Origin of the sequence: Martelella alba (assembly GCF_005217455.1) — a bacterium.
Lineage (GTDB): Bacteria > Pseudomonadota > Gammaproteobacteria > Enterobacterales > Enterobacteriaceae > Acerihabitans.
In genome coordinates this window covers 392,150-405,802 of record NZ_SZPQ01000001.1, presented here as the reverse complement: position 1 = coordinate 405,802, position 13,653 = coordinate 392,150, and the positions used below count along the sequence as shown (strand labels likewise).

Here is a 13,653-nt window from a genome sequence, read left to right as displayed (position 1 = left end):
AACCCTTTTCTATCAATATTCTTTACGGAATATTCCGACGATTCCGTGCATGGACGGGTAATCCATGCACTGGCCCGTTTTGCAATAAAAGGAAACATAATGTAAATAATGATTACCGTTCAGCACAGATGAATTTTCCGTGCCGTTCCAATCGAATACTCTGTTCTTTTATAATAATCTTATTACTTATGAAGAGGGCCAGACTCACTGTAAAAACGGGGTAAATAAAGTGAAGGAATTAAGGATAAGATTTCTATTCTGAATAATTCAAGTCGCCGTGCGGCGGCAAGGAAGTGACACATCCGTCGGGAATGGGGGTGAACCGCCAACGGCGGGGTTTCTTGGCTGACGGGAGGTTTTCAACGCCCTTGGGAACATAACCGGCTCTGTGGCTGGGAGGCGCGAACGCGGCCAACCCATAATAGGCAAGGTAACGTATACGGGTATATCCCGGTTTCTCCCAGTCGCTAATTAAGTTTCCGCTTGGGATAAATAAGAGATATCTGATTTTATAAAACCCCTAAAATGGCGCTTCGCCTTCATTCCCGATAAATATGTTATTGTATCGCGCCGTTTTCCCGGCTGGGATTATTCAGGAATGGATTGGACTGCCACAATAATTAAGGCTGAAATCAAGCAGGACAATGCAATTATCATAAGCGTCTCCACGATCCCTTCAATGAGAGTGACGACGATTATCACTTATCCGAACGAAAATATGTCTTTTTTTACCGTAAAGTTAACGTAAACATCATGAGAATACGTAATCTCTCAACTCAATACGTTGAGTCGCATCGCCGCCGAAGCGACGCGATGTAGGGCGCCGAAATATCCTAAAGGAGGCGGGTTGCCTCTTCATCAGAAAGGCGCGGCCGGCGATAACGCCGGCCGGTAGGGGAACAGTCAGCCCTCGTGTAAACCGCACTCTCGTTTCAGACCGAAAAAGCGGGTTTCCTCTTCGCTCATGCCCGGCTCCCATTTCCGAGTGGTATGGGTATCCCCCACCGAGAGATAACCTTGTTCCCAGAGCGGGTGATAAGACAGGTCGTTTTGTTTGAGGTACTGATAAACCTGGCGGTTGTCCCAATCAATAATCGGCAGCAGTTTAAACACGCCGCGCTGCACGGCCAGTACCGGCAATGCGGCCCGGCTGCCGGATTGCTCCCGGCGCAGTCCGGCCAACCAGCTTTGCGCGTGTAGCGCCTTGAGCGCCCGATTCATGGGCTCAACCTTGTTGATCTGGTTATAGCGTTCGATGCCCTCCACTCCCTGCTCCCAGAGTTTACCGTAGCGTGCTTCCTGCCAGGCGGGCGAAAGCTCGGCCCGGAACACTTTCAGGTTGAGCTGCAACTGGTCGGCGAGCGCGTCGATAAACTGATAGGTTTCCGGAAACAGGTAGCCGGTATCCGTGAGGATCACCGGAATATCGGGCCGTTGCCGGGTAACCAGATGCAGGCATACCGCCGCCTGGATACCGAAACTCGACGACAGCACCACTTCCCCCGGCAGGTTTTCCAGCGCCCATTCCACCCGTTGCTCCGCCGTGAGCGTTTCCAGATGGCGGTTAACATCGGCCAGTTCAGCCGCTTGATTCTCCTTATCCAGCGCGTTTAAACGGCCCAGGTTCAAATCGGTCATAGCGGTTCCCCTGATTTATTGGTGAAAATCGCGGGCCGGGTCACATACGGGTCTGACAATGCCGGCGCGCACCACATAATCGCCAAACCCTTCCCCTGATCGGCGTTCGGCCGCCCAGCGGCCGGTTGTTTCATCAATGACGGCCAGAATTTCGTCTTCGGTGATATTCTCCCGATACATCCTGGGAATACGCGTCCCCATCCGATCGCCGCCCAGATACAGGTTATAGCGACCGATGGCCTTGCCTACCAGGCCGATTTCCGCCAGCAGGGAACGGCCGCAACTGTTGGGGCAACCGGTTACTCGTAAGATGATATCGTCTTTTTCCAGGCCATGCGCGGACATGATTTTTTCCACTTTGTCGACGAATTGCGGCAAAAACCGTTCCGCCTCGGCCATGGCCAGCGGGCAGGTGGGAAACGCCACGCAGGCCATTGACGCCTTGCGCTGCGCGCTGACGCCATCCGTAAGCAAGCCGTACTGTCGGGCCAGCTTTTCGATTTTAGCCTTATCCCGTGCGCTCACGCCGGCGATAACCAGATTCTGATTGGCGGTCAGCCGAAAATCGCCTTTATGGATCCGGGCGATTTCCGCCATACCGGAGCGCAAGGGACGATCGGGATAATCCACCAGTCTGCCGTTTTCGATAAACAGCGTGAGGTGCCAGCGATTTTCCACTCCCTTAATCCAGCCATAGCGGTCGCCCCGCGTGGTAAACTGATAGGGCCGAATCGGCGCAAAGCGAATACCGGCGCGTTTTTCCACCTCCGTTTTGAAAGCCTCGATACCCACGCGTTCAAGGGTATATTTGGTTTTGGCGTTCTTGCGATTGGACCGGTTGCCCCAGTCGCGCTGCGTACCGACAATCGCCTCGGCGAAAGCCAGGGTGTGCTCCGCCGGGATGTATCCGAACTCGCTGGCGGTACGCGGATAGGTTGAGGTATCGCCGTGCGTCATCGCCAGGCCGCCTCCCACCAGCACGTTGAATCCCACCAGCCGCCCCGCCTCGCCGATGGCGACGAAGTTCAGGTCGTTGGCGTGCAAATCCACATCATTGTTCGGCGGCACGACCACGGTGGTCTTGAATTTGCGGGGCAGATAAGCCGCCCCCAGGATCGGCTCGCTATCGGTGGTTTCGCTCTTCTTGCCATCCAGCCAGATTTCGGCATAGGCGCGGGTTTTCGGTAAGAGATGCTCGGAAATCTTTTTCGCCCATTCATAGGCCTGCTGATGTAACGCCGATTCCACCGGATTGGCGGTGCATAACACATTGCGATTGACATCCCCGGCGGTGGCGATGGAATCCAGTCCGACCCGATGCAACATCTGGTGCGCCGATTTCAGGTGCCGCTTGAGTATGCCGTGCAGTTGCACGGTCTGGCGCGAGGTCAGACGCAGGCTGCTGTAGAGGGTATGCTCGGCGGCGAAGGCATCCAGGGCCAGCCACTGTTCGGGCGTCACGATGCCGCCCGGCATACGGCAACGGAGCATCATATTGATAAGGGGCTCCAGTTTCTGCTCGGCCCGTTCGGCGCGCAGATCCCGGTCATCCTGCTGATACATGCCGTGGAAGCGGATCAGTTGAAAATTATCGCCGTTAAACCCACCGGTTAACGGGTCGTCCAAATCCTCGGCGATAGTGCCGCGTAAGAAGTTGCTTTGCCCTTTCAGCCGCTCGTTATCGGAAAGCGGCGGATTGGCTTTGTTTTCGCTCATTAGTAGACATCCCGCTGGTAACGTCGCTCAACACGCAAATCATTTAAATACTCATCGGCCTGCTCAATATCTTTATGGCCATGTTCGGCAATGACGTCCAGCAACGCGTGTTCGACGTCCTTCGCCATCAGGTTGGCGTCGCCGCAAACATACAGGTGCGCCCCTTGCTGGAGCCAGTCCCAGATATCCGCGCCGCGCTCGCGCAGACGATCCTGAACGTAAATTTTCCGGTCTTGATCACGCGACCAGGCAAGATCGATTCGGCTAAGCAGACCCGTCTTTTTATAACGCTGCCATTCCACCTGATAAAGAAAATCATCGGTGGCATGCGGATTACCGAAGAATAGCCAGTTCTTGCCGCGTGCGCCGTCGGCCTCCCGCTGTTGCATAAAGGCTCGGAATGGCGCGATACCGGTACCGGGTCCTATCATAATGATCGGCGTATCGCCGTTGTCGGGCAGGCGGAAATTATCGTTGCGCTCGATAAAAACGCGCACCTGTTCGTCTTGCGCCAGACGATCGGCCAGATAGCCGGACGCGCCGCCGGTACGGGCGCGCCCGTCCACCTCATAACGTACCACGCCCACCGTGATGTGAACTTCGTCGCCCACCTCGGCTTGTGACGAAGCGATGGAATATAATCTGGGCGTCAACGGCCGCAGCAAATCCACCAGTTGTTGCGCCGTCAGTTCCGCCGGCGCCCGGCGCACCATGTCCACTATGGGCGTGGCATGGGCATAATGCTGTAACGCGGCTTTATCGGCCGCCAGGGCCAATAGCGCCTCATCCCGGGCCAGCGCGGCGTAGTTCCCGACTATCACCGGGGTATTCTGGGTCAGTTCCAGCCGGGCGCGCAGCGCATCGGTCAGCGGCAACATACCGTCCCCCAGCGCCACGGGTTCGTCACCCTTAAGCCATAACAACGCCACCAGCTCTTCCACCAGCGCGGGGTCGTTTTCATACCAGACGCCGAGGGCATCGCCCGGCTGGTAACGCAGGCCGGCATCACCCAAATCGATTTCCAGATGACGGACATCCTTTACCGATTGTCGGCTGGTGATTTTCTGGTTTACCGCCAGAACGGCCGTCAGCGGCTGATCTTTGGCGTAAGGCACGGCATCGAGCTGATCCACGGCTCCGCTGAGGGTTTGCGCCAGGGCCGCCGGCGTTTCCCGTATCACCCGTTCCTTGAGCAACGCCACCATGTCCTTGCGCCACGCCTGGGCCGCCGCCTGATATTCCACGTCGGCATCCACCCGCGCATGCAGTCGGTGCCCACCCAACTCCGCCAGGCGCCGGTCGAAATCCTTGCCAACCTTGGCAAAGTGCGCATAGGAGGTATCGCCCAGACCGAAAACCGCAAAATGGGTGTTCTCCAGACGCGGCGCTTTTTTCGAGAACAGGTATTTGTACATGGCCACCGCTTCTTCCGGCGGGTCCCCCTCCCCTTGGGTCGAGGCAATGATCAACAGCCACTTTTCCTGACCGATGTGTTTGAATTTATACTCTCCGGCATTGATAAGGGTCACATCCAGTCCCGCCGTGATCACATCATCGCGCAACTGCTCGGCCAGACGACGCGCGTTGCCGGTCTGGGAGGCGCTGATAAGCGTGATGCGTTGCGCCTCGGCCGGCGGCGCGGCGGCCGGCTGGACAACGGCGGGTTGCTGGATTTGTCCCCAGAAATAACCGGATAGCCAGGCCATCTGCAAGGGGGATAAATCGCCGGTGGCGGCTTGCAAACGGGCCAATTGCGCCGTATCCAGCGGGAGTGAGGCCGTGGGTGGAACCTGAGTCGTCATTGCAGTTGTCATGTCCTTGTGCTGACCAGCTTGGCCGTGCCATGTTAGGGAAGTCGCGGAGTTTGTAAGGTTACCCAGCCCGGGCCATTCCTAAAAGATGTGATTGCAATATTTAATAACCAAATAGCCTAAAGAATAATAGCGGTTAAACATATCGATTAAAGTGATTAACTTCCGGCGCGGACGGCGGCGGCTTTTTCCGCCCATGCCATGGCATCCACCGCCGTAATTCTGTACCATGCGGCGTTGGTTTTTTTGATGAGGCCCTAAAGTGGTTACCACATTATTCAAAGACTTCACTTTCGAGGCGGCGCATCGGCTGCCGCATGTCCCCGCCGGGCACAAATGCGGCAGGCTGCACGGTCATTCCTTTACGGTGCGGGTGGAAATCGAAGGCCCGGTGGATCCCCATACCGGTTGGGTCATGGATTTTGCCGATTTGAAGGCGGCATTCAACCCGATCTTGCGGCAGTTGGATCATTACTATCTTAATGATATTCCCGGTCTGGAAAACCCTACCAGTGAAATACTGTCCCGCTGGATTTGGACGCGATTGAAACCGCAATTGCCGCAGCTTAGCGCCATAACGGTCAAGGAAACCTGCACCGCCGGCTGTCTGTATCGCGGTGAGGACTGATTTGCGCCGCTAGGCGATATTCAGGTATTTATGAGTTTGCAGCGATAACCGCCAGTTGCGGGCAATACAGGTATCGATGCACAGCCGGGTGGCATCGTCTTTCCGGCTGACTGGCTGTAGGGCTATCACCCGCGGCTTTTCATCGTCAAGCACGGCCAACAGCGCGTCCAGCCGTTCAATATCGCGCAGTCTCGCCACCGGATGCTTGATTTCGTCGGCGCGGCGCAAGGCCTCGGGCAACACCGTCAAGGCGCCGCGCATTCCCACCTTGGGCGAGACCGTGACCCAGGTCCGCGGGCTGCATCGGATAGGGTGTGTGCCGCTGGTTTCAATCTGGCAATGAAAGCCCCGCCGTTCCAGTATTTGAGTCAACGGCAGCAAGTCATGAATACAGGGTTCGCCGCCGGTGATCACCACATGGCGGGCGGTATAGCCTTGCCGCGCGATAAGATCCAGCATGGCCTCCGCGCTGATCGCGGCCCAGCTGTCGCTGTCGCCGGTTTTCAACGGGATCTCGCCCGGCGGAATTTCCCGCCGGGGATCGACCCGCCAGGTATGTTTGGTATCACACCAACTGCATCCGACCGGACAACCCTGCAGGCGAATAAAGATAGCCGGCACGCCGGTGAAATATCCCTCACCCTGCAAGGTCTGGAACAGTTCGTTAAGGGGATACTGCATGACGGTCTCGATCAAAGTTAAACATTCAAGGCGCCGATTATTACAGATTAGCCGCTATGGGCCAACTTTATATCATTACAATCCAGGGACTCGCCGCAAGCCGGCGACGAGCCAGAAGGGTAACCCTACCCGCATCCAATCCCATCTCGCCGGTACCGGGCCACAGCAGCGAGTCAGGTAGGTGGCCATTTATGAATAAGACAATGCTCACGAGCAAATGAGACAATGGATACTTTTCTTTTCCGGACTCATATATTCCCAGTGCCGGTCACTTCAATGACGACAGAGAATATTGAGTTATTCGTTGAAAGAGATATTCATTAACCCTGTGTCGCCGATGATGGGGAATTCTATTCCGAAACGCCTTATTATGGAAATGAGGAGGCGTTGAAGCCGAAAGCCAAACACTCGACGATGTTGCCCTCCGGCAAACTGGGCTGACATGTTATTGTCGTGCTATGGATTTTGGCCAACGCGCCTTTCGCTTATGATGAAACGATTGATGTTTGTTTCGTGATGCCCGGATTAAACCGCTTACGCTCACCAATAGGTACGCTATACCCTAAATACGTCGAGTTGCGTCGCGGCGGCAAGTGAGTGACAAATTCGTCGGGAACGAATTTGAACCGCCAACGGCGGGCCTCCGGTGAGAGACAGGATGTCTCTCATGCCTCCCCAAGAGCATAGATTACGATGTGACTGGGGTGATCGAACGCAGCCAACAACGCAGCCAACAAAGAGGCGGTTTGAGGTGTCACGGGTTATAGAAGGGGAAAAAACAGCGTCTGCACGACTGCCGTTTTTTATCGACCTGATTTAAGGGCCCGGCAGGCATCTGCCGGGCGTTGCAACGCAAATCGAAATCAGGCCTGGCCTTTGACTTCTTTCAGGCCGTTAAAAGGCGCGCGGGCGCCCAGCGCTTCTTCGATGCGAATAAGCTGGTTGTACTTGGCGACGCGATCGGAGCGGCTCATGGAACCGGTCTTGATCTGGCCGGCCGCGGTACCTACCGCCAAATCAGCGATGGTGGCGTCTTCGGTTTCACCGGAACGATGGGAAATGATCGTGGTGTAGCCAGCGTCTTTGGCCATCTTGATGGCGGCCAGCGTTTCGGTCAGCGAGCCAATCTGGTTGAACTTAATCAGAATCGAATTGGCGATGCCCTTGTCGATGCCTTCTTTAAGGATCTTGGTGTTGGTCACGAACAAGTCATCGCCCACCAGCTGAATTTTGTCCCCCAGCACCTTGGTCTGGTATGCAAAACCGTTCCAGTCGGATTCATCCTGGCCATCTTCGATGGATTTAATCGGATAGGCCTTGGTCAGTTCTTCCAGGTAATGCGTGAATTCTTCGGAGGTGAAGGATTTGCCTTCGCCTTTCATTTCATATTTACCGGATTCTTTGTTGTAGAATTCGGAAGACGCGCAGTCCATGGCCAGCGTGACATCTTTACCCAGAACATAGCCCGCTTTTTCCACTGCTTCCTTGATGGCTTCCAGGGCGGCGGCGTTGGACGACAGGTTCGGCGCATAGCCCCCTTCGTCGCCCACGGCGGTATTCAAGCCCTTGGATTTAAGAACCTTGGCCAGATTATGGAAGACTTCCGAACCGATGCGGACGGCTTCCTTCAAGGTTTTGGCGCCAACCGGCTGGATCATGAATTCCTGGATGTCGACATTATTGTCGGCATGTTCGCCGCCATTGATGATATTCATCATCGGCAACGGCATCGAGAATTTACCCGGGGTGCCGTTCAGTTCGGCAATATGTTCGTAAAGGGGAATGCCCTTGGAGGCGGCAGCGGCTTTAGCGGCGGCCAGGGATACCGCCAGAATGGCGTTGGCGCCGAACTTGGATTTGTTTTCGGTACCGTCAAGGTCGATCATGATCTTGTCGAGGGCGGCCTGATCTTTGGCATCTTTACCCAGCAACGCTTCGGCAATCGGGCCATTGACGGCGCCCACGGCTTTGGTCACGCCTTTGCCCATGAAACGGGATTTATCCCCGTCGCGCAGTTCCAGCGCTTCGCGAGAGCCGGTGGACGCGCCCGACGGCGCGGCGGCCAAACCGACAAAACCCCCTTCCAAATGCACTTCCGCTTCAACAGTCGGATTCCCGCGCGAGTCGATGATTTCACGGCCGATGATTTTTACAATTTTGGACATTCGTGTTTCCTCAGTACAAGTTAAACCAAAAATTCTTGAACGGATCCGCGCGCCCAGGCGCGGCGCGCTTATCGGTAACCCTGTTATTTCATTTGACGCTTCTGATACTCGCCGGCCGCCTTTACGAACCCGGTGAACAGCGGATGGCCGTCACGGGGCGTCGAAGTGAACTCCGGATGGAACTGGCTGGCCACAAACCACGGGTGATCGGCATATTCGATAATCTCCACCAGTTGGTTATCGCCCGACAACCCGGCTACGCGCAAGCCGGCGGCTTCAATCGGCTTCAATAGCAGATTATTGACTTCATAACGGTGGCGATGGCGTTCAATTATGGTCGGCTCGCCGTACAAATCGCGCACCCGGCTGCCCTCCGTCAATTGGCACGCCTGGCTGCCCAGACGCATGGTGCCGCCCAAATCGCTCTGCTCGCTGCGTTTCTCGATATTGCCGTTTTCATCGCGCCATTCGGTAATCAGCGCCACAACCGGGTACCTACAGTCTGGCACAAATTCGGTGGAGTTGGCGTTTTCCATGCCCGCCACGTTCCGGGCGAATTCTATCAGCGCTACCTGCAAGCCCAGGCAGATACCGAGATAAGGGATTTTGTTCTCCCGCGCGTATTGCGCGGTCAGGATCATGCCTTCCACGCCACGATAGCCGAAGCCGCCCGGCACCAGAATCGCATCAAGATTCTTCAAAATGCCCACGCCGCGGGTCTCGACATCCTGTGAATCGATAAGCTTGATGTTTACCGTCAGGCGATTTTTCAGCCCGGCATGCTTGAGCGCTTCGATCACCGATTTGTAGGCGTCCGGCAGTTCGACATATTTGCCCACCATGCCAATGGTGACTTCACCGTTGGGATTGGCTTGCTGATATATCACCTGCTCCCATTCCGACAAATCCGCCTCGGGGCAGTCTAAGCTGAATCGTTTACAAATATAATCGTCCAACCCCTGGGATTTCAAGAGGGCCGGAATTTTATAAATCGAATCAACGTCTTTAAGGGATATTACGGCTTTTTCAGGGACATTGCAGAATAAAGCAATCTTTGCCCGTTCGTTATTGGGCACCGAGCGATCGGAACGGCAGATCAGCACATCCGGCTGGATGCCGATGGACAGCAGTTCCTTGACCGAGTGCTGGGTCGGCTTGGTTTTCACCTCGCCGGAGGCCGCCATATAGGGCACCAGGGTCAGGTGCATATACAGGGTGTGCTCGCGTCCCACATCCACCGCCATTTGGCGGATGGCTTCAAGGAACGGCAAAGATTCGATATCGCCCACCGTACCGCCGATTTCCACCAGCACCACATCGTGGCCTTCGCCGCCTTCGATGATCCGCTCCTTGATGGCATTGGTGATATGGGGGATGACCTGAATGGTGGCGCCGAGATAGTCGCCGCGCCGCTCTTTGCGCAGCACATCGGAGTAGATGCGGCCGGTGGTGAAGTTGTTGCGCCGCGACATTTTGGTGCGGATGAAGCGTTCATAATGCCCCAGGTCCAGATCGGTTTCCGCCCCGTCGTCGGTGACAAAAACCTCGCCGTGCTGGATCGGGCTCATAGTGCCGGGATCCACATTGATATAGGGATCCAGCTTCATGATGGTTACGTTAAGACCACGGGCTTCGAGAATCGCCGCCAATGAGGCCGCGGCAATACCTTTACCCAATGAGGAAACGACCCCGCCGGTTACAAAAATATAATTAGTCGTCATGCTGAACCTGAGAATGTGGAGTAAAGACGGAATAACCAAGACGGGAAAACAGTATACCTCAAGCGCCAATCCGCCACAAACGATCGTTTTGGCAAAACGGGCCGCATTCCAATCAAAACAGGGCGCCCTCTCGGGCCGCCGGGGGCGAGGAACCACAGTGCGGCAGCGCGGATAATCACGCCGGGCACGTCGTCGAAAGCCGCCGGCCGTCGCAAACGGAGGGGAAGCCGGCGACGGCCCCTTGCCGCCGTTAACGATCGCGTTCGCGCAGTTTCACCTGCCGCCAGGCGTCTTCCATCTGCTCTAGGGACGCCTCCGGCAAATCCAGACCGTCGGCCTTGAGCAACGCCTCCACCTGACGGAAGCGCTCCGCGAATTTGCGGTTGGCCTTTTGCAGCGCGGTTTCGGCCTTTTTGCCCAGATGCCGCGTCAGATTCACCGTGGCGAACAGCAGATCGCCCAGTTCTTCCTCCAGCTTGTCTTCGTCGATTTGCGGCCGACGAACTTCTTGCAGGACCTCGTCGATTTCTTCGCGAACTTTGTCCACCACCGGTTCAAGGCGGGTCCAGTCAAACCCCACCGATGCGCAGCGCTGCTGGATTTTTTGCGCTTTCATCAGCGCCGGCAGCGTCTCGGGAATATCGTCCAGCGGCGAGGGCCGCGACTTTTCGGCCCTCTCCCGCGCTTTAAGCGATTCCCATTGGCCGGGCGCGGGCGCGGCGAGCCGCCCTTGCGGGTCGGGGAAAATATGCGGATGGCGCCGCTCCAGCTTATCGCTGATGGCCTGACAGATATCGGCGAAGGAAAACAACCCCTGCTCCCGCGCCAGTTCAGCGTAAAATACCACCTGGAACAGCAGATCCCCCAGTTCGCCGCGCAGGTCATCGTAATCACGGCGGGCAATGGCGTCCAGTACCTCGTAGGTTTCCTCCAGCGTATAGGGCGCGATGCTGTCGAATGTCTGGCGCCGATCCCAGGGGCAGCCCGTCCGCGGATCACGCAAACGGGTCATGATGTCCAGCAGCCGTTGCTGAGCGGAAAACGGATCCGACATGTTATTCCCCATGCAACCGGCGCGCGTCGATGACGTCCGGTAATTGATTCAATTTGGACAGCACCCGGCCCAGCACCTGCAAATTGTAAATTTCAATATCCATATCAATGGTCGCCAGTTGCTGTTTGACATCGCTGCGGCTGGCGACGCCCAGGACATTGACTTTCTCGTTGGCCAGAATGGTGGTGATATCCCGCAACAGGCCGCTGCGATCATTGGCCACCACCCGGACCACCAGCGAATAGCCGCTGGAGTAGCTTTCACCCCACACCGCATCGACGATGCGCTCCGGGGCATTGGCCTGCAAATCCGCCAGTTGCTCACAATCGGCGCGGTGGATGGAAATGCCGCGCCCGCGGGTGATAAAGCCGACGATATCGTCGCCGGGGATCGGCTGGCAGCAGCGGGCGATATGGTGCATCAAATTGCCGACACCCTCCACCACCACGCGGCCATTATCCTTGCTGCGGGGCACGACGGGGGTTTTCTGGGTGGTCAGCTGTTTTAGGGCGGCGCGGTCCTGTTCTTCGGCGCTCGGCTGGTTCAGCCGACCTTGCAGATAATTGACCATCTGGTTGATACGCACGTCGCCGCCGCCGATGGAGGCCAGCAGTTCATCCAGGCTGTTGACGTTGTAACGCGGCAACAGCAGCTTTTCCGCTTCCTTAATGCCAATGCCCAGATGCGCCAGTTCCTCGTCCAGCAGTTGGCGGCCGGCCAGGATATTCTTTTCCCGATCCTGTTTGCGAAACCAATTGTGGATTTTCGACCGGCCGCGGCTGGTGGTCACATAGCCCAGATTCGGATTGAGCCAGTCCCGACTGGGATTGGGATGTTTCTGGGTGATGATTTCCACCTGATCGCCCATACGCAGCTGATAGGTGAACGGTACGATGCGGCCGCTGATTTTGGCGCCGATGCAACGATGCCCCACATCGCTGTGGATATGGTAGGCGAAATCCAGCGGCGTGGAGCCGGCCGGCAAATCGACCACGTCGCCCTTAGGCGTAAACACATAGACCCGATCGTCGAATACCTGGCTTCGCACCTCGTCGAGGATCTCGCCCGAATCCGCCATTTCCTCCTGCCAGGCCAGCAATTTGCGCAGCCAGGCGATACGTTCCTCATAACCGGTAGAACGCCCCACGGTGGCCGCGGCGCCTTCTTTGTATTTCCAGTGCGCGGCCACGCCCAGTTCCGCATCCTCGTGCATTTGCCGGGTGCGGATCTGAATCTCCAGCGTCTTGCCGCCGGGGCCGAGCACCACGGTGTGAATGGACTGGTAGCCGTTGGGCTTGGGATTGGCGACGTAATCGTCGAATTCGTCGGGCAAATGCCGGAAATGGGTATGCACGATACCCAGCGCGGCATAGCAATCCTGTAGACGATCCACCACAATCCGCACCGCGCGCACATCGAACAGTTCGCCGAATTCCAGCGATTTTTTCTGCATTTTGCGCCAGATGCTGTAAATATGCTTGGGTCGGCCGTAAATTTCGGCTTTCAGGCCCTCCTCCTGCATGGCTTTGCGCAGCGAGGCGACGAAATCCTCAATATATTGCTCGCGATCGATACGACGCTCATGGAGCAGTTTGGCGATGCGCTTGTACTCATCGGGATGGAGATAACGGAAACAGAAATCCTCCAGTTCCCACTTCAATTGACCGATGCCCAGGCGGTTGGCCAGCGGCGCGTAGATATTGGAACTTTCCTTGGCCGCCAGCACGCGTTCGTCTTCCGGCGCATCCTTCAATTCCCGCAGATGGGCGATGCGCTCGGCCAGTTTGATAACCACGCAGCGGAAATCCTCGACGATGGCCAGCAGCATGCGCCGCACGTTATCCACCTGCTCCGGCGCCATGGTATCGTTATGCGCGGCCTTGAGCTGGCGGATAGCGTCCATATCCCGCACGCCATGCACCAGGTCGACGATTTTCTTGCCGAACCGCTCGGCCAGCACGTCCTCCGAAACCACTTGGCTATCGGCCAGCGGAAACAATAACGCGGCGCACAGGCTATCGCCGTCCATGCTGAGCATGGACAGGATTTCCACCATTTCGATGCCGCGCCACAGCAGCAGCGAGGCGGCCGGATGATCTTTGCACTGCTGTTCGCAATAGCGCCAGGTTTCGGCCAGCCGTTCACTTGACTGCGGGTTGGAAAGCCCCAGACTGGCGACCCAATCTTCCGGAACGAACTCTCCCGCCGTATTCAAATGTGCACTTCGTACCGCAACCAT

The 13,653-nt window shown here is 56.6% G+C and carries 9 protein-coding genes; 1 reads left to right on the top strand and 8 read right to left on the bottom strand.

Annotated features, from left to right (window positions below; translation table 11 throughout):
• Positions 1-903: 903 nt before the first annotated feature.
• Genes FCN80_RS01920 through cysJ form a run of 3 tightly spaced genes read right to left on the bottom strand, consistent with a single transcriptional unit; the run spans position 904 to position 5,156 of the window.
• A complete protein-coding gene (locus FCN80_RS01920; protein ID WP_136988195.1) occupies positions 904-1,638 on the bottom strand; it encodes a phosphoadenylyl-sulfate reductase in 735 nt (244 codons plus the stop codon).
• 15 nt (positions 1,639-1,653) lie between these two features.
• Complete coding sequence (gene cysI, locus FCN80_RS01915; RefSeq protein WP_136988194.1) at positions 1,654-3,354, bottom strand: assimilatory sulfite reductase (NADPH) hemoprotein subunit; 1,701 nt, start codon at positions 3,352-3,354, stop codon at positions 1,654-1,656.
• Positions 3,354-5,156, bottom strand: coding sequence for an NADPH-dependent assimilatory sulfite reductase flavoprotein subunit (gene cysJ / locus FCN80_RS01910; protein ID WP_136988193.1), 1,803 nt, complete (start codon positions 5,154-5,156; stop codon positions 3,354-3,356). Before cysJ ends, cysI begins: the two co-directional genes overlap by 1 nt.
• A 271-nt stretch (positions 5,157-5,427) precedes the next feature.
• On the opposite strand from cysJ, the gene queD reads away from it, so the two are divergent.
• Positions 5,428-5,793: a 6-carboxytetrahydropterin synthase QueD gene (queD, locus tag FCN80_RS01905; protein ID WP_136988192.1), complete on the top strand. Its 366-nt coding sequence runs from the start codon at positions 5,428-5,430 to the stop codon at positions 5,791-5,793.
• A gap of 9 nt (positions 5,794-5,802) precedes the next feature.
• Here queD and queE read toward each other — a convergent pair whose 3' ends face one another.
• The 5 genes from queE to relA form a co-directional block, all read right to left on the bottom strand.
• Positions 5,803-6,474, bottom strand: a complete 672-nt coding sequence (queE, locus tag FCN80_RS01900; RefSeq protein WP_136988191.1) for a 7-carboxy-7-deazaguanine synthase QueE — start codon at positions 6,472-6,474, stop codon at positions 5,803-5,805.
• An 863-nt stretch (positions 6,475-7,337) separates the two neighbouring features.
• The gene (eno, locus tag FCN80_RS01895) at positions 7,338-8,639 is read right to left on the bottom strand and encodes a phosphopyruvate hydratase (protein ID WP_136988190.1); all 1,302 of its coding nucleotides are present in this window, start codon (positions 8,637-8,639) and stop codon (positions 7,338-7,340) included.
• Between the two features lie 83 nt (positions 8,640-8,722).
• The gene (gene pyrG / locus FCN80_RS01890) at positions 8,723-10,360 is read right to left on the bottom strand and encodes a glutamine hydrolyzing CTP synthase (protein WP_136988189.1); all 1,638 of its coding nucleotides are present in this window, start codon (positions 10,358-10,360) and stop codon (positions 8,723-8,725) included.
• Positions 10,361-10,610: 250 nt separating this feature from the next.
• Entirely contained in the window at positions 10,611-11,414 is an 804-nt protein-coding gene (mazG, locus tag FCN80_RS01885) for a nucleoside triphosphate pyrophosphohydrolase (protein WP_136988188.1), read from the bottom strand.
• A gap of 1 nt (position 11,415) precedes the next feature.
• Positions 11,416-13,653 carry a GTP diphosphokinase gene (gene relA, locus FCN80_RS01880; RefSeq protein ID WP_136988187.1) on the bottom strand — a complete coding sequence of 746 codons (2,238 nt, stop codon included), beginning with the start codon at positions 13,651-13,653 and terminating at the stop codon, positions 11,416-11,418.